Here is a 19908-nt window from a genome sequence, read left to right on the forward strand (position 1 = left end):
CCATCCCCGCCAACTGCATGGACGCACCATCCACGCCGTCCTCGACCAGGAACTCGAACTGCTTGAACAACCCCCACCCGGTATCCGCCGCACCACCGAGGAAGTCCTTGCCGCCCTGCTTCCACGCCTCCCACCCCTCCGGCTTGTCCGGCGCCTTCTCCGCCGCCCGCGCCAACGTCCGCTTCGAGGAGGAGACGACCCCCTCCAGCTCCTCCTCCAGCCGATCCAGCCGCCGGTAACACGCGTTCAGCGCCACGATCCCCGGATCATCCTCCGCCGGACGCTCCGGCAACGGATCATCCCCCCGCTCCACCGCCACGTTGTACGCATCCACCTCCCGCCAGTACCGCTTCGACGCCGCCCGCGCCGCATCCGCGTCCTCCACCAGCGGCTTCACCCGCCCCTGCACCGACCGCAACTTCTCCGCATACCCATCCAGCGCACCCGCCGCCGCGGAGAAATACTTGCGCGCCGCCTCCAACTCCCGCGGCAACGCCCTCGTCGCGTCCTTGAACCCCTCCGAACCCGCACCCGTCCAGTCCAGCAACGACAAATCGTCCAGCTTCGCCAGCCCGTCCCTGAACGCCCCCGCGTACGCCCGCAGCTTGACGACCAGATCATCCACATCACCCGGCGACCCGAAGACCACATCCGAAGGCTTCGCACCCGGCGGAATCCGCTCGACAGCCCCGCCCTCCACCGCGTCCTTCTGCGTCACGCGATCGTCCCCTTGTCGCCGCCGTCGGTCACCCAGCCGCCGTCGTACAGCTTGCGCGGGTTCGTCGGCAGCTCGCCCGTGCCCCCGCCACCACCACCGCCACCGCCGTCGTCGTCGAGCCACGGCTCCTGGTAGATCTCCGGCGGCGGGTCGAAGGAGGGACGGTCGCCCTCCTTCCACGCCCGCATGCCGTGCTCGCCGATGGGCAGCTTGGCCATGTTGTCCGCCGTCGGCGAGAAGTTCTTGATCGCCAGCAGGTCCGCGAGCATGTACGCCGCGATCACCTGCCGCAGCGTCTCCACCACCGTCTCCGTGTGCTCCGCGACCCGGCCCATCCCGAAGCCCCACTTGGAGAGCACGTCCTCGGCCGGGGACACGATGTCGATCGTCACCGTGTCGTGGATCAGCTCCGCCATCGGCTTCCAGTCGCTCTTGATCTTCTTGGCCGCGACCACCGACTCTTCCAGCGGCTTCAGGATCCGGCGCACGGAATCGATCTCGACCCGATACCCGTCACCCGGCTTCGGCCCGCCCGAACCGCCGTCCTTGCCCGTCACACCGACTCCCCCGTACTCCATCCGCACCCGCGCCCCCGCGCGCCCAGGTCACCGAGCCTTTGCCGAACGCATATCCGAACGGCATGATCGCACAGGGGTCCGACACGGCCGCCCCCGTACCGCCCCCTCAGCAGCAGTCCGGGGAGAGGCCTGCCGGGAGGGAGTCGCCGCCGAAGACCTGGACCGTCGCCTCGTCGCCGCCCAGTGCGGCGACCGCCAGGAGCAGGGAACCCGCCGTCCAGGAGGTCTGCTCGCGCGGCCACATCGCGTCGTCCTCGAAGACGTACCCCGTCCAGTACATGCCGCCCTCGGCACGCAGGTGCTGGATCCACTTCAGGATGTCCAGCGCACGGTCCGACTCCCCCATCGCCCACAGCGCGAGCGCCAGTTCCGCGCTCTCTCCCCCGGTCACCCACGGGTTCGGCAGCACGCACCGCACCCCGAGCCCGGGGACGACGAAGCGCTCCCAGCCCTCCTCGATCCGCTCCTTGGCCGCGGGCCCCCGCAGCGCCCCGCCCAGCACCGGGTAGTACCAGTCCATGGAGTAGCGCCCCTTGTCGAGGAACCGCTCGGGGTGGTGGCGCACGGCGTGGCCGAGCCAGCCGACGGCCAGCTCCCAGTCGGGCTGCGGCTCCTCGCGGTGCTCGGCCAGTGCCAGCGCGCACCGCAGCGACTGGTAGACGGACGAGGAGCCGGTGAGCAGCGCGTCGGTCACGGGGGTGCCGTCGGCCTCGCGCTTCCAGCCGATCTGGCCGCCGGGCTGCTGGAGGCGCAGCACGAACTCCATGGCGGCGACGGTGACGGGCCACATCCGTTCCAGGAACGCGTCGTCCCCCGTGGACAGGTAGTGGTGCCAGACGCCGACGGCCACGTACGCGCAGAAGTTGCTCTCCTTGCCCCGGTCGGTGGCGCGTGCCGCGTCGCCGTCCGCGTAGGCGGCGTACCAGGAGCCGTCGGGGAGCTGGTGGTCCGCGAGCCAGTGGTAGGCGGCCTCGGCGCGTTCGTGCTCGCCCGCCGCGTCCAGCGCCATCGCGGCCTCGACGTGGTCCCAGGGGTCGAGGTGGTGGCCCCGGAACCAGGGGATGGCCCCGTCGTCGCGCTGGACCGCCGCGATCCCGGCGACGGTCTCCACGGCCTGTTCCGCCGTCAGCACTCCGGGGAGGACGAGCCGCTCCGTGCGCTCCGGGCTCGTCACTTCGCCGCCGTCTGAGCCACGGCGTCGGCGGGGGTCACGTCGGCCGCGTCAGCCGCGTCAGCCGCGTCAGCCGCGTCGGCCACATCAGCGGCATCGGCCGCTTCGGTACGCGGCAGGTGCGGCTTCGTCGCGTACGCGACGAAACTCTTGCCGATCAGCGGGTCGAGCGCACGCTCGGCGACGCGCGTGGCCAGGGGCTTCTTCATGATGTCCCAGACCAGCAGCTTGTGGTACGCGCGCACCGGGAGCGCCTTCTCGTTGTCCACGCCGAAGGCGCACTTGAGCCACCAGTACGGCGAGTGCAGCCCGTGCGCGTGGTGCGTGCCGTACGGGCGGAGCCCGGCCTCGCGCATCTTGCGGAGCAGTTCGTCGCCGCGGTAGATGCGGATGTGGCCGCCCTCGACCTCGTGGTAGGCGTCGCTGAGCGCCCAGCAGACCTTCTCGGGCCCGTAGCGCGGCACGGTCACCGCGATGCGCCCGCCCGGCTTGAGGACCCGCACCATCTCGGCGAGGACGCCCTTGTCGTCGGGGATGTGCTCCATGACCTCGGAGATGATGACGACGTCGAAGCTGTCGTCGGGGAAGGGCAGCGCCAGCGCGTCGCCCTCCATGGCGGTGGCGGTCGCGCCCGCGGGGGCCTCTCCGGCCTCCTTCATGGCCGCGAACCAGGTGGCGACCTCCCGGATCTCCTCGCCGTTGCGGTCGAGCGCGACGACTCGCGCGCCGCGCCTGTAGCACTCGAAGGCGTGCCGCCCGGCGCCGCATCCCAGGTCGAGGACGCGGTCACCTGGGGCGAGCGGAAAGCGGGAGAAGTCGACGGTCAGCACGGGGGTCTGCCTCTTCCTTCGTACGTGCGCCCGTGCGGCCTCGTGTGGGGCCTGGCGGCGGGCGGTTCTGGACGGCGGTCGTCGGTCGTCGGTCGGCCGAGGGGGGCCGGCCTACGGGGGTGGTGACAGGGGGCTCAGGCTCAGCCGCCCGCGGCGACGGCGGGCCGGGAGGCTCCGGCCGCGCCGGACGGGGCGTCCTCTCCGGAGGGGACGTCCTCTCCGGAGGGGGCGTCCTCTCCGGACCCGCTCCCTTGAACGGGCTCGGACTCAGACACCGGCTCGGACACGGGCACCGGCTCCGGACGGGACCGGGCAACGGCCCCCGTGCCGCCCCCGCCCTGCTCCTCGATCGCCGCCCGGTACCGCTCCACGGTGCCCCGCGCGGCCTGCTCCCACGTGAAGTGCCGCAGCACGCGCTCGCGCCCCGCCGCACCGAGGCGGGCGCGCAGTTCCGTATCGCCGAGGAGGCGGGTCAGCACGGTGGCGAGCGCGCCCGCGTCGCCCGGCGGCACCGCGAGGCAGGTCTCGCCGTCCTTGCCAGCGACCTCCGGGATGGCTCCCCCGGTGGTGGCCACCAGCGGGGTGCCCGTGGCCATGGCCTCGGCGGCGGGCAGAGAGAAGCCCTCGTAGAGGGAGGGGACGCAGGCGACCTGGGCCGAGCGCACCAGGCCCGCGAGTTCCGCGTCGCTGATGCCCTTGACGAACTCGACGCGGCCGGCCAGCCCGTAGCGCTCGACGGCCGCCGCGACCGGCCCCTCCTCGGGCCGCTTGCCGACGACGACGAGGTGCGCGTCCTCGCGCTCCGTGCGGACCTTCGCGAGGGCCTCCACCAGGTGCACAAGGCCCTTGAGCGGAACGTCGGCGCTGGAGGTGGTCACGATCCGCCCCGGCACCTCGGCCACGGCGGGGTCGGGTGCGAAGAGACGGGTGTCGGCGCCGATGTGGACGACGTGGACGCGGTCCTGGCGCACCCCGAGGTGCCCTGTGATCTCCCCGCGCGAGGAGCCGGAGACGGTGAGCACGGAGGGCAGCCGCTTCGCGACGCGCTTCTGCATCCGCGTGAAGCCGTACCAGCGGCGCACCGAGGCACGCGCCCGCCAGCCCTGCGCCGCGTCCAGGTCCAGTCGCCGATCGACGGTGATGGGGTGGTGGATGGTGGTGACGAGAGGTGCGCCGAGGTTGCCGAGCAGCCCGTAGCCGAGGGTCTGGTTGTCGTGGACGACGTCGAACTCACCGCGTCGCGCGGCCAGATGGCGCCGGGCGCGCAGGGAGAACGTCAGCGGCTCGGGGAAGCCCCCGGTCCACATCGTCCCGACCTCCAGCAGGTCGGTCCAGTCCCGGTACTCGCCGCGCTTGGGCGTGCGGAACGGGTCGGGCTGCCGGTAGAGGTCGAGGCTGGGCAGCTCGGTGAGCGTGACGCCCTCGTCGAGCACGGGGTAGGGCTGCGCGCCGATGACCTCGACGGTGTGGCCGAGCCTGGCCAGTTCGCGGGAGAGGTGGCGTACGTAGACACCCTGTCCGCCGCAGAAGGGGTTCCCCTTGTACGTCAGCATGGCGATGCGCAGGGGGCGCTGGTCACCGCCTCCGGGCGCGCCGGGCCCCGTTCGGGGGCCGGACCCGGTGTCCTGTACGGCCTCTGCGGTCACTCGCGGCCCCCTTCATCACTGCACTTTCGCCGGAGCGTAACCGCTCGCGCTAACCTAGAACAAGTTTCAGGATGGCCGGGTCCGAGCGGATCATGAGCCATCCACAGGCTAAGAATTTACCGGCCAGTCACTTATCGGGCGGGGCCGGAGCAGGTGATTCGCGCCACCCCCTGACCGGCTGCGAGGATGCCCCCGGTTTCACCAGGGAGGCACTCTCGCCCGGCAGGGCCCGGAACGCACGGAAACACGCACGGAAACGGGGACACATGACGACACAGCCGAAGCCGTCCGCCTCCCCTGCCTCCCCTCCCCTGACCGAGCGCCAGGAGGCCAGGCGACGCCGCATCCTGCACGCGAGCGCGCAGCTCGCACGGCGCGGCGGCTTCGACGCGGTGCAGATGCGGGAGGTGGCCGAGTCCTCGAACGTCGCGCTGGGCACCCTCTACCGCTACTTCCCCTCCAAGATCCATCTGCTGGTCGCGACCATGCAGGACCAGCTCCAGCAGATGCACGAGACGCTGCACAAGCGCCCGCCGTCCGAGGAGGGCTCGGCGGCCCGCGTCGCCGAGACCCTGATGCGCGCCTTCCGCGCGATGCAGCGCGAACCGCACCTCGCCGACGCGATGGTGCGCGCGCTCACCTTCGCCGACCGCTCCGTCAGCCCGGAGGTGGACACCGTGTCCCGGCTGACGACGGCGATCATCCTGGACGCCATGGGCCTGGAGTCGGCGCCCACGCCCCAGCAGCTCTCCGCCGTACGCGTCATCGAGCACACCTGGCACTCGGCCCTGATCACCTGGCTCTCGGGGCGGGCCTCCATCGCCCAGGTGAAGATCGACATCGAGACGGTGTGCGGGCTCATCGACGTCACGGATCCGGAGCGCGGCCCTAACTAGGTCGGATGACCGCTCACGCGGCCGTGAAACTCGGGGGCGTGAAGTGTTTCCTCCCGCGCCGCCCCCGTGCGCCCCCTGTTGCACCGTCGTGGCCAAATCTACGCGTCTCCCCTCGCCGCCGAGGATGTATGTATTGACCCGTATTCGGTAGGCATGCCGAGCCGCGAGGCTGGAGGGGTGGGCGTGATTCGGGTTCTGCTGGTGCACGATGTGAGGCTTCTCAGATCGGGGCTGGCCGCGCTGGTGGGCAAAGCGCACGACATGGCCATCGAGTCCACGCCCTGGGGCGGTGCACTGGGCTACGCGCGTTCCTCGCCCACGGACGTGTGCGTGGTGGACGCGGACTCCTCCGGTGCCTCGGCGCTCCAGGAGATGGCGGCGCTGCCGCGCTTCACCTCGGCCGACGAGTACGGGAACCGGCGCGGGCGCGGGCGCTGCGGGGTGCTGGCGCTGGTCAGCGAGAGCCGCCCCGGCGCCCTGCGCAGGGCGCTGGACGCGCGCGCCCTGGGCTTCGTCGGCAAGGACGCGGCCCCTGAACGGCTGCTGACGGGCATCCGCCACGTCGCCCAGGGCAAGCGCTTCATCGACGACTCGCTGGCCGCGGCGTTCTTACGGGCCTCCGAAGTGCCGTTGACGCCGAGGGAGCTGAGCGTCCTGGCCGTGGCCGCCGAGGGCGCGTCCGTGGGGGAGATCGCGCGCAGGCTGAGCCTGTCGGACGGCACCGTGCGCAACTACATCTCCTCCATCACCCGTAAGACCGGGGCCCGCAACAGGGTCGACGCCATCCGCATATCCCAGGGCGCGGGCTGGCTCTAGGGGCCGAGTGGGCCATGTCCGCGGCACATACCGGCCACGCGGGGCCCTGGACGCTCATCTCTGGGCGTGTGGACGGGCAGGGCCCGGCGGGCGCGGGGAAGCCGTGCGAGGCGCCCATACGGCGGCCAGATCGCGGTAGAGCGGTGATCGCTCCAGGAGTTCGGCGTGGGTGCCGAGGTCGGTCCGTGCGCCGTCCAGCACGAGAACCCGGTCGGCACGCAGCGCCGAGCTGACACGGTGCGCGATGACGACGAGCGCGCCCGGCCGTCTGGCGAGAGCGCGCTCAGCGCACGCTTCGGCCACCGCGTCCAGTTGACTTCCGGCCTCATCCAGCAGCATCAGGGGCGCGGGCGAGAGATGGGCCCGCACCAGCGCGAGCAACTGCCGCTCCCCCGCCGAGAGCGCGGTGGGCTCCACAGGCCCGCCGGGCCCGCCCAGCCGCCGCACGAGATCACCCGCGCCCAGTGCGTCCGCAGCGGTGAGGATTTCTACGTCCGACGGCTTAGGGGGGGTGGCATCCGGCCCGTAGGAATCGGAGCAGTGATAGCCGAGGTTGTCCCGCACGCTCCCCGAGAACAGGTACGCCTCTTGCGGAATCAGCACCCTCTTTTGTGCCAGAAGTCTTGGATCGTCGCACGTCTGTACGGGGTGCCCGGCGATCCGGATCTCCCCGGCGCCGGGGTCGAGCAGCCCCGCGGCGAGAGACGCGAGCGTCGACTTGCCCGCTCCGCTCGGCCCGACGACCGCGAGGTGGCCGCCTGCGGGGAGCGTCAGATCCAGCGCGTCGAGGACGGGGCGCGCACCGGGTCCGTACGCGAAGGTCACGCCGCGCAGTTCGAGCGCGGGTGCGTGGTCAGGGGTGGGGTCGGGGGCGGGGTCGGCTGAGGGGCCGGGGGTGCGGACCTCGGCGGGGACGGTGCGCACGGGTACGGGGTCCGGGGCGGGGTCCTGGGCAGGCTGACGGGCGGGGTCCGGCGGGGTGTCCTCGCCCGTCAGCCTGCCGATGACCACGGCCAGCCGCGCCCCGGCGCCGCCCAGACCGTGCACCAGGCTCTGGAGCGCGGGCAGCAGCGACTGCGTCAGATAGGTCAGCGCGCCCGCGAGCGCGCCCGCCGTCACGCCGCGCGAGAGCAGCCAGGGCGCCAGCACGAGCAGCAGCACGACGGGCAGCCTGCCGCCGACGCCCAGCGCCAGGGCGCGGGCGACGCTCCAGCGGGCGAGCGCGTCGGCGGCCCCGCGCTCGGCCTCGACCCGGCGCAGCGCCGCACGGCGCACCGGCTCCTCTGCGCCGCAGGCCACCACGTCGCGCAGCCCGGCGACGGACGCGCCCAGTTCGTCCGCGATGCCCTCGTCCGCCACCAGGAAGGCGCGCTGGCGGCGGGCGAGCGGGCGCAGCGTCACGGCGAACAGGACGAGCCCCGCGAGGAGCGGGGGCAGCACGACCAGCAGGAGTTCGGGTGCCAGTGACAGCAGCCCGGTCAGCGCGCCGACGAGGGTGAAGAGGAAGGAGCGGGCCACCATCACCAGTCCTGCGAAGCTGTCCCGGGCGATCTCCACCTGGTGCGTCAGCCGCGAGACGACGGCGGTCTCCCCGCTCGGCGTGCCGCTGCGTGCGCCGGTACGGGGCGGGCGCGGGCGCTCCTCCGCCGCGGACGTGTCCGGCGCGCCGACACCGGCACCGACGCCCACGCCCACGCCCACGCCGACCGCCTCGCTCAGGCCGCGCGCGACGACCCGTCGCACCAGCGCGTCCCGCAGCGGCTCGGCCAGTGCCGCGACGGCGCGGTACACGCGCCCCGTGCCCAGCGCGCCGACCAGGACGCCGCACCCGGCGACGCCCAGCCAGGCCAGGCCCACGGCCGGGCGGGCGGCGAGGAAGCCGTCGTCGAGGGCGCGGGCGAGCCCGTAGCCGAGGGTGAAGGTGTGCCCGGCCTCCAGCACCGACCACCCGGCGAGCGCCCACAGCGCCCTCGGCCTGCGCAGCAGGAAGCGCGTGCCGTCGGCGACGAGGCCGTGCCTCCGCGCCGCCCTACGCACCGGCCACCTCCGGCCCGCCCTCGCCGAACACCGCGCGGTACTCGGGGAGTTGCCACAGCCGCTCGTGCGGGCCCAGGGCGCGGACGCGGCCTCCGTCGAGCCAGGCGGTCACATCGGCGCGGGCCGCCGTGGAGGCGCGGTGGGCGACGATCAGGCGGGTGCGGGCGCGGGTGCGGGGGCCCGCGTCGCCGGGCGGGTTCAACAGCGCCTCGGATACGCGCAGTTCGGTGACCGTGTCGAGGCTGGACGTCGCGTCGTCCAGGATCAGCAGTCTGCCGTCGTGCGCGAACGCGCGGGCCAGGCCCAGGCGTTGGACCTCGCCGCCCGACAGCGGGGCCTCGGCGCAGGGGGTGCCGTAGCCGTCCGGCAGGGTGCGGATGAAGTCGTCGGCGCACGCGGCGCGCGCGGCGGCGGCCACCCGCTCCGGCACGTTCACGTGCCGCGCGTCCCCTGCACCATCCAGGCCGTCGGGCCCGAAGGCGATCGTGCCCGCGATGGTGCCACCGAGGAGCGCGGGGCGTTCGAAGGCGTAGCCGACGGCGCGGCGCAGCTCGGCCCGGTCCAGTTCGGCGAGGTCCACCCCGTCGAGCAGCACCCGCCCCGCCTCCGGTTCCGCCAGCCGTCCGGCCAGCGCTGCCAGCAGGGACTTGCCCGAGCCAGAGCGGCCGACGAGGGCGACCGTGCGCCCGCCCGGCACCATCAGGTCCACCCCGTCCAGCACGGTGCGCGTCCCGCGCGTGGCGCGGACGCCGCGCAGCTCCAGCGCGCCCGGCCCCTCGGCCGGCAGGGCCCGGTGGCCCTGCGCGAGGGCGGGCACCTCGTGCACCTCGGCGAGGCGGCGGGCCGCGGCGCGGGCGCGCACGAGCCCGTTGAGCTGCCCGACGAGCACGCCGACGCCCGCCGCGAGCACCGCGTAGCGCGCCGCGGCCAGCAGCCCGCCCACGCTCAGCTCGCCCGCCGCCAGCAGCACTCCGCCGACCGCGACGACGGCGATCTGCAACAGCGGCACGAGCACGGCCGCCTGCGCCGTGGCCCGGCCCTGCACCCGCCACATCCGGTGGCCCTCGCCGCTGAGTTCGGCCAGCGGCTCCAGCACCCGGTCGCGTTCGCGCCGCCACGTACCGGCCGCCGCGATCGTACGGGCGCCGCCCAGCGCCTCCACCAGCCTGGCGGCGATGCGGCCCTGCGCCTCCTGGTAGCGGGCCACGCTGTCGGACGACGTACGGGAGAACGCGCGCAGCAGGAGGAAGAGGACCGGGGTGCCCGCGAGGAAGACGGCGACGAGGCGCGGGTCGAGCAGCGCGAGCGCGACGAGCCCGCCGAGCGGCGTGGCCAGCGCGGCGAGCGTCGAGGCCGCGGCGCTGGGCGCGGTGCCCGCGTGCGCCGCGTTGCCCGTGGACCGGGTGACGAGATCGCCGGGCCCGAAGCGCGCCGCCGGGCCGGGGCCGATGGCGAGGACGTGGTCGAGCAGCCGGGTGCGCAGCCAGGCGGTGGTACGGGAGTTGAGCGTGCCGGTGAGCACCGTGTCCAGTGCGTCGAGCACGACGAGCGCGTAGGTGAGGGCCGCGCAGAGCGCGATCCAGGGCGTGGCGCCGCCGTCGGCGCGGCCCGTCGCGAGCAGCAGGTCGAGGGTGTGTCCGAGGGCTGCGGGCAGCGCGAGGTTGGCGCCCGCCGCCGTGGCGGAGGTGAGGCAGAGCACGGTCGTACGGAGGGCGCTGTGCCGTCCCGCGGCGAGCAGCAGCCGGTCGGCGACCCGGTCACGGGCCCGGGTTCCGACGGCGCCGGTTCCCTCGGGCACGGGCCCGGTGCCTTCGTCGTCCTCGCGGGGTGTGGCGCTCGCCATCTCCCTCCTCGCACCTCGTCGTTCACATGGCGGCCGGGCCGTCGACGTCGACCGTCGCCGTCGGCCACCGTCGGGCCATGAAGACGGCCCCGGGCGGGGTTGACGCCACCGCCCGGGGCCGCCGGACATATCACCTCACGCGACTGTCAGACAGTTGCGGAGAGGCATGAGTCGCAGTGACGACTCACAGACACAGCAGGGTGCTGTGGGAGCTGTGCTTGTCGCACAGGAGGAGGCTGGCGCTGCTGTCGTCGCCGCCGCCGGTCCGCTCTTCCGGCTCAAGGGTCTGAAGGTCAAGAAGGCTCATGGTGATTCCTTTCGATTTCGTTGTTGCTCATGGGGACGGTGGTGCTCCGGTACGGCCCCCGAAGGGACCGGTCTGTGGGCCGCCGGGTGGCGGCGGAAGGAAGGGCAGGCCGACGGGCTGCCCGCCGAGCCGGGCGGTGGCGGCGGCACCGGCGGCGAGCAGGCAGCCCGCCGTTCCGGTGGCCAGGTCCATCGACAGGCGCATCATCTGGTCGCCGGGGAAGGCCAGTTGGCCCTCGTAGGGCATCGCGTACCACGCGAGGCCCGCGAGCTGTGCGTCCAGATCGGCGGCTGTCGCGCCCGGGGTGGTGGTCCGGCTCAGGTGGAGAAGCATTCCGGCCCGCCCCTGGAAGAGGCCGGGCTGCGCGTAGTAGCGCATACGGGCCGCGGGCAGGATGCCAGCGCGGGCCCGCTCGAAGTCGGGCTGGTGCGGCCGGTGTACGAGGTAGTCGTCGAGCACCGTCGCGATGCCGACGCTGCCCGCGCCCAGGTACGGCATGGTGCGCGTGCCCTCGTCGACCTGCCAGGTGCCGCCGCTGTCCACGACGCAGCGCGCCAGGTCCTGCTGGAGCGCCTCCTCCGCGAGGTCGAGCAGCGCGGGGTCGCGGTGGCGCTCGTACAGCCGCAGGAACAGCAGCGCCGGGCCCGTCGTGCCGTGCAGCAGCCCCGCGCGGGCCGGACGGTGCTCGCCGGTGCCCTCCTGGAGCCGGGCCGCGAGGAGCTGGGCCGCCTCCATGGCGCGGGTGTGCAGGGAGCCCTCACCCGTGCTGGCGGCGAGCTGGTCGAGGGCGAGGCCGAGGCCCGCGAGGCCGCTGTGCAGCGAGAGTCCCAGGCGCTGCCACTTCTCGTCGAGCACGCGGTCCGCGAGTTCGAGCGCGCGCTTGGCGTGGCCGAGGCGGTCCAGGACGAAGGCGACGCCGAGGAGCCCGTCGTAGAAGCCGAGCGGGGTGCCGCGCGGGAGCCGGGGCGCGCCGCCGGGTGCCGGGGACGGGTCGGTGTGGCGCAGCAGCCACTCCTCGCCCTCGGGGTAGTTGCCCGCGCCGGTCTCGGCGAGCGCGTAGAGGACTCCGGCCGCGCCGTGCGCGAGGCCGAGGCCGCCGCCGTCGCTGAACTGGCTGATGTCGCCGGGGAAGAGCCGGTCGTCGCGGTCCGGCGTCGCGGAGGCGAGGATGGCGGCTGCCATGGAGTCGCGGGCCGCGGGCCAGTCGGCGGGCTCGACGGTGAGCCGGGCGGCGCGCCGCACGCGGGGGCGGGCCGAATCGCGGGGCGCCTCCTCGTGCGCGGGTCCTTCGACGGGTCCCTCGATCGTGGCGACCGCCTCGGCCAGGAAGTCCTCGGGTATGCCGGGGAACTGCTCAGCCGCGATCCGCGCGAGGTCAGCGGCCTTGCGGCGGTCCACGGCGAGCAGCGTGGTCATCGGGAGGAAGAGGGCGAGGCGCAGACAGGCCAGCGCGTAGCGGTCGATGTCGTAGCGCGTGCGGTCGACGGGCGCGATGAAGCCGGGGTGCGCGACGATCTGACGCGGGTTCTCTGCCGCGAGGGCCGCCGCCTCGAAGTCCAGGAGCGCGACGGACTGTTCGTCGGGCGCGACCATGATGTTGAACATGTGCAGGTCGTTGAAGACCACGCCACGGGAGTGCACGGCCTCGACCGCGTCCTCCACGAGGCGGTGCATCCGCAGCGCCCACCGCGTGTACTCCTCGACGGCCTCCGGGTCGGGCTCGGCCGCGAGCAGCGGGTGGCGCTGCGCGAAGAAGGCGTTGAGGGTCTGGCCCTGGAGGTGGTCCATGACCAGGAAGCGGTGCCCGTCGAGCGTGAACCAGTCGCGTACGCCCGGGACCACGTCCAGCCCGGCCAGCCGGTCCAGCGCCTCCTTCTCGCGCTCCAGGCGGGTCACGGCGTCGGCGCCGTCGGCGGCGAGCCCGGCGTGCGGACGGGCCTCCTTGAGGACGACCTGATCCCCGGTACGCAGGTCCGTGCCGCCGTATACGCCGCCGCCGTTGGAGAAGTGCAGGGCGCGCTCGATGCGGTACGGCAGGTCGGCGACGGTGGACGCGGCGCGCGCGTCGAGGTGCGGGGTGAGGAAGTCGGGCAGCGTCACCCAGTCCGGTACGTGGAACGCCGGGTCCTTGCGGTCGGGGACGAGCCGCCCCTCGCCGTCCTCGATGGCGGGCACGAGGGTGCCCTTGGCGTCGAGGCAGAAGCGCGGCGCGAAGCCCCCGTAGCGCACGTAGAGCGGCCCTTCGCGCCAGCGCAGGTCGGTGAGGATGTACGGGCCCTGCTCGCCGTGGAGCACCTCGCCCAGCTCGGTGAGCACGGTGCGGAGCTGTTCCTCGCCGTTCGGATAGATAGTTGCGAATTTCCCGCTCGTTCCGCGTCCCGCGTACTTCGCATTCCGCAGATAGAGCAGGGTGCGGTCCGGGACGAACTTGAAGGGAATACCGCGGGGAATGCAGTACGCGCTGACGGCGGCGGCGACGGCGTCCGCGTTGCCGAGACAGGCCGACGCGTGAATCTTCCAGCCCTGGAGGGGGAATTCACCCTCTACGGGCCTCAGTTCGAGCCAGTCCCCCGATCGGGTGCTCCGCCAGCCCTCGGGAACCGGGCGGCGAGCTGTGGGGAAGGCGTCGGGCGAGACGCTTCCGGAGCCTTGGACACCCTGGGATTCCGGAGATTCCACGGAATCCGTCGCGGTGGTGGCGGCGGCGTCCGCCGCGTCCGTGGCGGCGGACAAGCGGTCCGGTGTTTCATAGAAATATCTATCCGCGAGGCAGAATACCTCGTACCGCTTGTCCATCGTCCCCCCTCGGGCAGCACGTGACGAGAATTCCACGCTGCCTGGAAGGGGGACTAGTCACGTCTGTCATAAAGCGACTGTGAAGAACTCATGAGTAACGGAAGATTACCGCCACGACATCCGAATAACACCCTTGACCGCACTGGGCCACACTGTGTTATTTGCCGGGTCACATACCGGGCCCCCGGTACAGGTATCGGCGCGCGCGGGGTGGCGCGGGGAGGCGGCGGCGCACGTCCGTACGCCGCCCGGTGTGCTCACGCCGCCCGTCGCACCAGGGTGAACCGCACCGGCGTGCCGGGCAGCGCCTGCGCGGCGGCGGCCAGATCCGGCTCCGGTACGACGCCGATCACCGGATAGCCGCCGGTGACGGGGTGGTCGGCGAGGAAGACCACGGGCCGCCCCTCGGGCGGCACCTGCACCGCGCCGAGTGCCATGCCCTCGCTGGGCAGTTCGCCCTCGTACGCACGCTCAAGGAAGGGACCCTCGGTACGCAGGCCGATGCGGTTGCTCGCGGAGGAGACGCGGTAGTCGCCGCTGGTGAGGGTGCGCAGTGCGCCCTCGGTGAACCAGTCGGCGCGCGGCCCGAGGACGACGGGCAGCACCAGTTCGCGTGGCGGCGCCTGCCAGGGCGCCGCGTCGGCGGGGGCGGCGCACACGGGTGCGCGCTCCCCCGAAGGGGTGGGGCGCAGCGGGAGCCGGTCACCCTCGGCGAGCGGCGCGGGACCGAGCCCTGAGAGCAGATCCGTGGCACGGCTGCCGAGCACGCGCTTCGCCTCCACGCCACCCGCGAAGCCGACGTAGGAACGCAGCCCGTACGTCGCGGGCCCCGCCTCCAGCACGGCTCCGGCGGGCAGGCGCACCGGGAGGCCCCAGGGCGCGGGCCGACCGTCGACGGTGACCCGGCAGGGTGCTCCGGTGACGACGGCGACGGTGGGGGAAAGCGCCCGCACCGCGCAGCCGTTGAGGGTGGTCTCCAGCGTGGCGACGGTCTCCGGGTTGCCGAGGAGGCGGTTGGCCAGCCGGTGCGCGGGCTCGTCCACGGCACCGGAACGGGGGACGCCGAGATGGGCGTGCCCCGGCCGCCCCAGATCCTGCACCGTGGTGAGGGCGCCGGGCCGCACGACGTGGAGGGCGGGGGCGGCGGGGGCGGCTTCGGGGGCAGGGGTGGACACGGGCTCGGGTCCGGGCTCGGGTTCGGCCTCGGCCTCGGCCTCGGGTTCGGGCTCGGACACCGGTACGGGTACGGGCGCGGGCTGGGGTGACCCGGCGGCGTCGGCCCCTGAAGCGGAACCGGAACCCGGAGCGGACGTGACCGTCAGCGTCTCCCGTGTCTCCCGTGCCGGAACGAAGCGGACGCGGGTGCCCGGAGCGAGCAGGGCCGCCGGGTCACGGTCCGGGTCCCACAGGACGGTGTCCACCGCTGTGCCGATCAGTTGCCAGCCGCCCGGCGAGGAGCGCGGATACACGCCGGTGTGGCCGCCGGCCAGCCCTACAGCGCCGGCCGGGACCTTGGTACGCGGGCTGGAGCGGCGGGGTACGTGGTACTTCTCGTCCAGCCCCGTCAGATAGCCGAAGCCGGGCGCGAAGCCGCAGAAGGCCACCCGGAACTCGGTCGCCGCGTGCAGCCGCCCGACCTCGCCGGGCGCGACACCCCACAGCCGGGCGACGTCCGCCAGGTCGGGCCCGTCGTAGCGGACGGGGATCTCGACGGCGGCCCCCGCGCCCTGGTCGAGCGGCGGTATCCGCCAGCCCGGCAGCTCGGCCGCCAGTCTGCCGGGGTCCGTCAGCCCGTCGAGCAGCACGGTGCGGGCACCCGGCACGATCTCGCGCAGCGGCGCGAGCGTGCCCTCGGCGCGGCGGCGCAGCAGTTCCGCGTGCAGCGCCTCGGCGGCCTCGGCTGTGGGCAGCTCCACCAGGAGTCCGTGCCGTCCCACCGGAAGGATGACGGGGGCGGTGTCCCCGGGAGAGGCAGCCGCGAAAGTGACGGACCCGGGAGATGAAGGGGCGTCGGTCATGCGAAGGCCCGGACCTCGACCCCCGCCGCGGTCAGCTCCTCCCTGACGCGCCGGGCCAGCCGCGCGGCGTCCGGGGTGTCACCGTGCACGCACAGAGAGCGGGCCCGCATCCGCAGCGCCCGGCCGTCGGCCGCCGTCACCTCGCCGTCGCGCGCGAGGCCGACGGACCGCTTGATCACCTGGTCGGCGTCGGTGAGCACCGCACCCGGCTCGCTGCGCGGTACCAAGGTGCCGTCTGGGCGGTAGCCGCGGTCGGCGAACGCCTCCCGCACCGTGGGCAGCCCCGCCTCCTCGGCCGCCGCGTGCAGCTCGGAGCCGGGCAGGCCCAGGACGGGGAGCGGGCCGAGGGTGGCGCCAGCGAGCCGGATGCCCGCCACGACGGCCGCGGCCTGCTCGCGGTCGCGCACGGCGCGGTTGTAGAGCGCGCCGTGCGGCTTGACGTAGCTGACGCGGGTCCCGGCGGCGCGGGCGAAGACGTCGAGGGCGCCGATCTGGTACGCGATCTCCGCCGTCAGCTCGTCGGCGGGGACGTCCATGGCGCGGCGCCCGAACCCGGCGAGATCGCGGTAGGAGACCTGTGCGCCGATCCGTACCCCGTGCTCGGCGGCCCGCTCACAGACCCGGCGCATGGTGGCGGGGTCGCCCGCGTGGAAGCCGCAGGCGACATTGGCGCTGGTGACCGAGGCCAGTAGGGCTTCGTCATCGGTGAGTTGCCAGCGGCCGAAGCCCTCACCGAGGTCGGCGTTGAGGTCGATGATCCCGTCCATCCGGAGAAACGTAAGCGATTGTTGAACGATCCGGCAAGGGGTCTGTTGTTTCGTGCTGATTTCTCGGCTTGACTGGCCCCATGACCGCCGACACCGCACTCGGGCTGTCCGAACTGGCCGCCGACCGCGCACTACTGGGCCGCACCAGCACGGCCGAGCGCGTGGCGGGCGTCCTGCGCGAGCGGATCGCGCAGGGCCTCTTCCGGCCGGGCGTACGGCTCTCCGAGGAGCGCATCGGCGGGGCGCTGGGCGTCTCGCGCAACACACTGCGCGAGTCCTTCCGGCTGCTCACGCACGAACGGCTGCTGGTGCACCGGCTCAACAAGGGCACCTTCGTGCGCGTCCTCACAGCGGCGGACATCGTGGACATCTACCGCGTAAGGCGCCTCGTGGAGTGCGCCGCCGTCCGCGGCCTGGACGCGGCGCCGTACCGGCTGACCGACGTGGCGGCCGCCGTGCGCTACGGCGAGGAGTCCGCGGCGCGGGGCGACTGGAAGGGCTGCTCGACGGCCAACATCCGCTTCCACCAGGCGCTCGCCGGGCTCGCGGAGAGCGACCGCACGGACGATCTGATGCGCGGCGTCCTGGCCGAGCTGCGGCTGGCCTTCCACGTCATGGACGACCCGCGCCGCTTCCACGAGCCCTACCTGACCAGGAACCGCGAGATCCTGAACACCCTGGAGGCGGGCGACGCGGCGACGGCCGAGCGGCTGCTCGGCTTCTACCTGGAGGACTCCAGGCGACAGTTGATCGAGGCGTACCCGGAGCACCCCGACACCTCCGCGCGCTGAAGCGCCGACGCGCCCCCGCCGCCCGCACCCCTCACCCTTCCCCCTTTCCCTCCTCCCCCTTCACGGGGCCCAGGTCGCGTGCCCGGCCGCGAAACCGCCCCTCCGGCCGCATTCGCATCCACACGCCCACTCCTGACGCAACAGAAATGCGTCACAGACTCTTGTCGGATCGTTCAACGATCCTCTAGCCTCCGTGCAACTCGCCTCACGCTCGTCGTTCACACATCGCTGAGGCGCCCCACGCACGGAAGGCCCGGAACGCATGATCGTTCTGCTTGGCGTCCTCGTGGTGATCCTCGGATTCGCCACACGACGCAATCCCCTGCTGGTGGTCGGGGTGGCCGGGATCGCCACCGGACTGCTGGGCGGGCTCTCCCCGCTGGACATCCTGCGGACGTTCGGCGAGAGCTTCGCGACCAGCCGTTCGGTGACGATCTTCGCCATCACCCTGCCCGTCATCGGCCTCCTGGAGCGCAACGGCCTCCAGCAGCAGGCCCGCACCCTCATCGGCAAGCTCGGCAAGCTCACCACGGGCCGCTTCCTCACCCTCTATCTGCTGCTGCGCCAGCTCACGGCCGCCGTCGGCCTCCAGACCATCGGCGGCCCGGCCCAGAGCGTCCGCCCGATGATCGCGCCCATGGCGGAGGCGGCGGCCGAGCGCTCCAACGGGGGCCGCGCGCTTCCGCAGCGCATCCGCGAGAAGGTCCGCTCCCACTCGGCGGGCGCCGACACGGTGGGCCTCTTCTTCGGCGAGGACTGCTTCCTGGCGATCGGCTCCATCCTGCTGATCACCGGGCTGGTGAACAGCACGTACGACACCCATCTGGAGCCCCTGCACCTGGCCCTGTGGGCGATACCGAGCGCCGTGTGCGCCTTCTTCATCCACGGCGCGCGCCTCCTGCGACTCGACCGCACTCTGGAGCGCGACCTCGTCACCGCCAACGCCGAGCAGGCCGGGGAGACCGCGAAGTGATCAAGTCCGAGTGGTTCTTCTGGCTCGTCGGTGCGGCGTTCCTCGTGATGGCCCTTCAGATGGTCAGGGACAGCACCAACCCCAAGCGCTTCGGCTCCGCCGCCTTCTGGGGCCTGCTGGGCGTCTGCTTCGTCTACAGCACGTGGGTCGTCGAGAAGACGGCACCTGCCGAGCCCCTCGGCGTCGCCGTCCTCGTCATGATCTGTCTCGGCGGCTTCAACCTCACGGGGAAGGGCACGCCCAGGACGACGAACGAGGAGCAGCGCACCGCGCTCGCCGCGCGCTGGGGCAACAAGCTCTTCATCCCCGCGCTCACCATCCCCGTCGTCGCGGTGATCTGCGCGGTCCTGGTCGCCAAGTGGCGCATCGGGGGCGAACCGATCCTGGAGGAGGGCAGCGAGACGATCCTCGGGCTCGGCTTCGGTGCCATCGCCGCGCTCGCCGTCGGCATGTGGGTGCTGCGCGAGCGCAAGGTCTCGGTGCCGATCCACGCGGGGCGCGGGCTGCTGGAGTCGATGGGCTGGGCCCTGCTGCTGCCGCAGTTGCTGGCCGTCCTGGGCTCCATATTCGGTGCGGCCGGGGTCGGTACCCAGGTCGGGAAGATCACCGAGTCCATCCTCCCCGACGGGCAGCGGCTCGCGGCCGTCGCGCTCTACTGCGGCGGCATGGCCATCTTCACGATCATCATGGGCAACGCCTTCGCCGCCTTCCCCGTGATGACGGCGGCCGTCGGCTGGCCCGTCCTGATCGAGCAGATGAACGGCGACCCCGCCGCCGTGCTCGCCATCGGCATGCTCGCCGGCTTCTGCGGCACCCTGTGCACCCCGATGGCCGCGAACTTCAACCTGGTGCCCGCGGCACTGCTGGAGCTGAAGGACCAGTACGGCCCGATCAAGGCGCAGGCTCCGACGGCCGCCGCCATGCTGGGCTGCAACATCCTCCTCATCTACTTCTTCGCCTTCTAGCCCCTCCGGCTCCTCCCAGAGGCCCCGGCCCCCCGAGCACCTACGGAGCGCCCGCACCCATGCCCTCCCCTTCTCCGTCCTCCCCTTCCTCCCCTCCCTCCCCCGCCAAGGTCCTCGTCACCGGCTTCGAGCCGTTCGACGGGGAGACCGTCAACCCCTCGTGGCTGGCCGTCCGCAGCCTCGCCGAGGCGCCCCCGGCCGGGGTGGACCTGGCCACGGCCGAGCTGAGCTGCGTCTTCGGCACCGCCATCGAGGATCTGCGTGCCGCGGTCGAGGCCACGTCGCCGGATCTCGTGCTCTGCGTCGGACAGGCGGGCGGGCGGCACGGGCTCACCGTCGAGCGCGTCGCGGTCAACGTGGACGACGCCCGTATCCCGGACAACGCGGGCCGTCAGCCCGTCGACGAGCCGGTCGTCGAGGGCGGCCCGGCCGCGTACTTCGCCTCGCTCCCCCTCAAGGCGTGCGTGGCCGCGGCCCGCGAGGCGGGCGTGCCCGCCGCCGTCTCGCAGACGGCGGGCACGTTCGTGTGCAACCACGTCTTCTACGGGCTCGCCCACCTCATCGCCACCGAGCGCCCCGCGCTGCGCGGCGGCTTCGTGCACGTGCCGTACGTGCCGGAGCAGGTCGTGGACCGGGCCGCGCCGTCGATGTCCGTGCGCGACATCGCCACCGGGCTCTCCGCGATCGTCACGGCGGCCCTCACCACGACCACCGACCTGCGCGTCACGGGCGGAGCGACCCATTGAGCCCCGACGG

The 19908-nt window shown here is 73.2% G+C and carries 17 protein-coding genes and 1 pseudogene; 6 read left to right on the forward strand and 12 right to left on the reverse strand.

The features are described 5' to 3' along the window. From ACYVOO_RS33450 to ACYVOO_RS33470, 5 genes are all read right to left on the reverse strand, one after another. The coding region (locus tag ACYVOO_RS33450; RefSeq protein WP_461019483.1) for a putative T7SS-secreted protein at nucleotides 1–718 on the reverse strand (718 nt) is incomplete at its 3' end. Further along, the gene (locus ACYVOO_RS33455; protein ID WP_461019484.1) at nucleotides 715–1296 is read right to left on the reverse strand and encodes a hypothetical protein; all 582 of its coding nucleotides are present in this window, start codon (nucleotides 1294–1296) and stop codon (nucleotides 715–717) included. The genes ACYVOO_RS33450 and ACYVOO_RS33455, both read right to left, overlap by 4 nt. Nucleotides 1297–1402: 106 nt before the next feature. Continuing rightward, nucleotides 1403–2470 carry a prenyltransferase gene (locus tag ACYVOO_RS33460; protein ID WP_461019485.1) on the reverse strand — a complete coding sequence of 356 codons (1068 nt, stop codon included), beginning with the start codon at nucleotides 2468–2470 and terminating at the stop codon, nucleotides 1403–1405. Beyond that, nucleotides 2467–3297: a class I SAM-dependent methyltransferase gene (locus ACYVOO_RS33465; protein WP_461019486.1), complete on the reverse strand. Its 831-nt coding sequence runs from the start codon at nucleotides 3295–3297 to the stop codon at nucleotides 2467–2469. Before ACYVOO_RS33465 ends, ACYVOO_RS33460 begins: the two co-directional genes overlap by 4 nt. A 140-nt stretch (nucleotides 3298–3437) precedes the next feature. Next, nucleotides 3438–4943: a glycosyltransferase family 4 protein gene (locus ACYVOO_RS33470; protein WP_461019487.1), complete on the reverse strand. Its 1506-nt coding sequence runs from the start codon at nucleotides 4941–4943 to the stop codon at nucleotides 3438–3440. A 266-nt stretch (nucleotides 4944–5209) separates the two neighbouring features. Here ACYVOO_RS33470 and ACYVOO_RS33475 point away from each other — a divergent pair, with 266 nt between their 5' ends. Continuing rightward, nucleotides 5210–5839 carry a TetR family transcriptional regulator gene (locus ACYVOO_RS33475; protein WP_461019488.1) on the forward strand — a complete coding sequence of 210 codons (630 nt, stop codon included), beginning with the start codon at nucleotides 5210–5212 and terminating at the stop codon, nucleotides 5837–5839. A gap of 183 nt (nucleotides 5840–6022) precedes the next feature. Beyond that, entirely contained in the window at nucleotides 6023–6655 is a 633-nt protein-coding gene (locus ACYVOO_RS33480) for a LuxR C-terminal-related transcriptional regulator (protein WP_453350892.1), read from the forward strand. A 54-nt stretch (nucleotides 6656–6709) separates the two neighbouring features. Here ACYVOO_RS33480 and ACYVOO_RS33485 read toward each other — a convergent pair whose 3' ends face one another. From ACYVOO_RS33485 to ACYVOO_RS33515, 7 genes and pseudogenes are all read right to left on the reverse strand, one after another. Next, a complete protein-coding gene (locus ACYVOO_RS33485) occupies nucleotides 6710–8692 on the reverse strand; it encodes an ATP-binding cassette domain-containing protein (RefSeq protein WP_461019489.1) in 1983 nt (660 codons plus the stop codon). Beyond that, nucleotides 8685–10535, reverse strand: coding sequence for an ABC transporter ATP-binding protein (locus ACYVOO_RS33490; RefSeq protein WP_461019490.1), 1851 nt, complete (start codon nucleotides 10533–10535; stop codon nucleotides 8685–8687). The genes ACYVOO_RS33485 and ACYVOO_RS33490 overlap by 8 nt, the downstream gene beginning before the upstream one ends. A 184-nt stretch (nucleotides 10536–10719) precedes the next feature. After that, entirely contained in the window at nucleotides 10720–10842 is a 123-nt protein-coding gene (locus ACYVOO_RS33495) for a SapB/AmfS family lanthipeptide (protein ID WP_453350889.1), read from the reverse strand. 27 nt (nucleotides 10843–10869) lie between these two features. Further along, the gene (gene lanKC, locus ACYVOO_RS33500; RefSeq protein ID WP_461019491.1) at nucleotides 10870–13638 is read right to left on the reverse strand and encodes a class III lanthionine synthetase LanKC; all 2769 of its coding nucleotides are present in this window, start codon (nucleotides 13636–13638) and stop codon (nucleotides 10870–10872) included. 257 nt (nucleotides 13639–13895) lie between these two features. Then, complete coding sequence (locus ACYVOO_RS33505; RefSeq protein ID WP_461019654.1) at nucleotides 13896–14813, reverse strand: 5-oxoprolinase subunit C family protein; 918 nt, start codon at nucleotides 14811–14813, stop codon at nucleotides 13896–13898. A 210-nt stretch (nucleotides 14814–15023) separates the two neighbouring features. After that, a pseudogene (locus tag ACYVOO_RS33510) lies at nucleotides 15024–15656 on the reverse strand (5-oxoprolinase subunit B family protein); the annotation flags it as partial. Continuing rightward, nucleotides 15653–16423 carry a LamB/YcsF family protein gene (locus ACYVOO_RS33515; RefSeq protein ID WP_461019492.1) on the reverse strand — a complete coding sequence of 257 codons (771 nt, stop codon included), beginning with the start codon at nucleotides 16421–16423 and terminating at the stop codon, nucleotides 15653–15655. The gene ACYVOO_RS33515 and the pseudogene ACYVOO_RS33510, both read right to left, overlap by 4 nt. Nucleotides 16424–16503: 80 nt before the next feature. Here ACYVOO_RS33515 and ACYVOO_RS33520 point away from each other — a divergent pair, with 80 nt between their 5' ends. From ACYVOO_RS33520 to pcp, 4 genes are all read left to right on the forward strand, one after another. After that, nucleotides 16504–17214, forward strand: coding sequence for a GntR family transcriptional regulator (locus ACYVOO_RS33520; protein WP_461019493.1), 711 nt, complete (start codon nucleotides 16504–16506; stop codon nucleotides 17212–17214). A gap of 262 nt (nucleotides 17215–17476) precedes the next feature. Beyond that, nucleotides 17477–18187, forward strand: coding sequence for a DUF969 domain-containing protein (locus ACYVOO_RS33525; RefSeq protein ID WP_461019494.1), 711 nt, complete (start codon nucleotides 17477–17479; stop codon nucleotides 18185–18187). Continuing rightward, complete coding sequence (locus tag ACYVOO_RS33530) at nucleotides 18184–19152, forward strand: DUF979 domain-containing protein (RefSeq protein WP_461019495.1); 969 nt, start codon at nucleotides 18184–18186, stop codon at nucleotides 19150–19152. The genes ACYVOO_RS33525 and ACYVOO_RS33530 overlap by 4 nt, the downstream gene beginning before the upstream one ends. 59 nt (nucleotides 19153–19211) lie before the next feature. Next, on the forward strand, nucleotides 19212–19898 hold the full coding sequence (gene pcp, locus ACYVOO_RS33535) for a pyroglutamyl-peptidase I (RefSeq protein ID WP_461019496.1): 687 nt from the start codon (nucleotides 19212–19214) through the stop codon (nucleotides 19896–19898). The last annotated feature ends 10 nt before the right edge of the window (nucleotides 19899–19908 follow it).

The sequence above is a fragment of the Streptomyces daliensis genome (assembly GCF_054782395.1).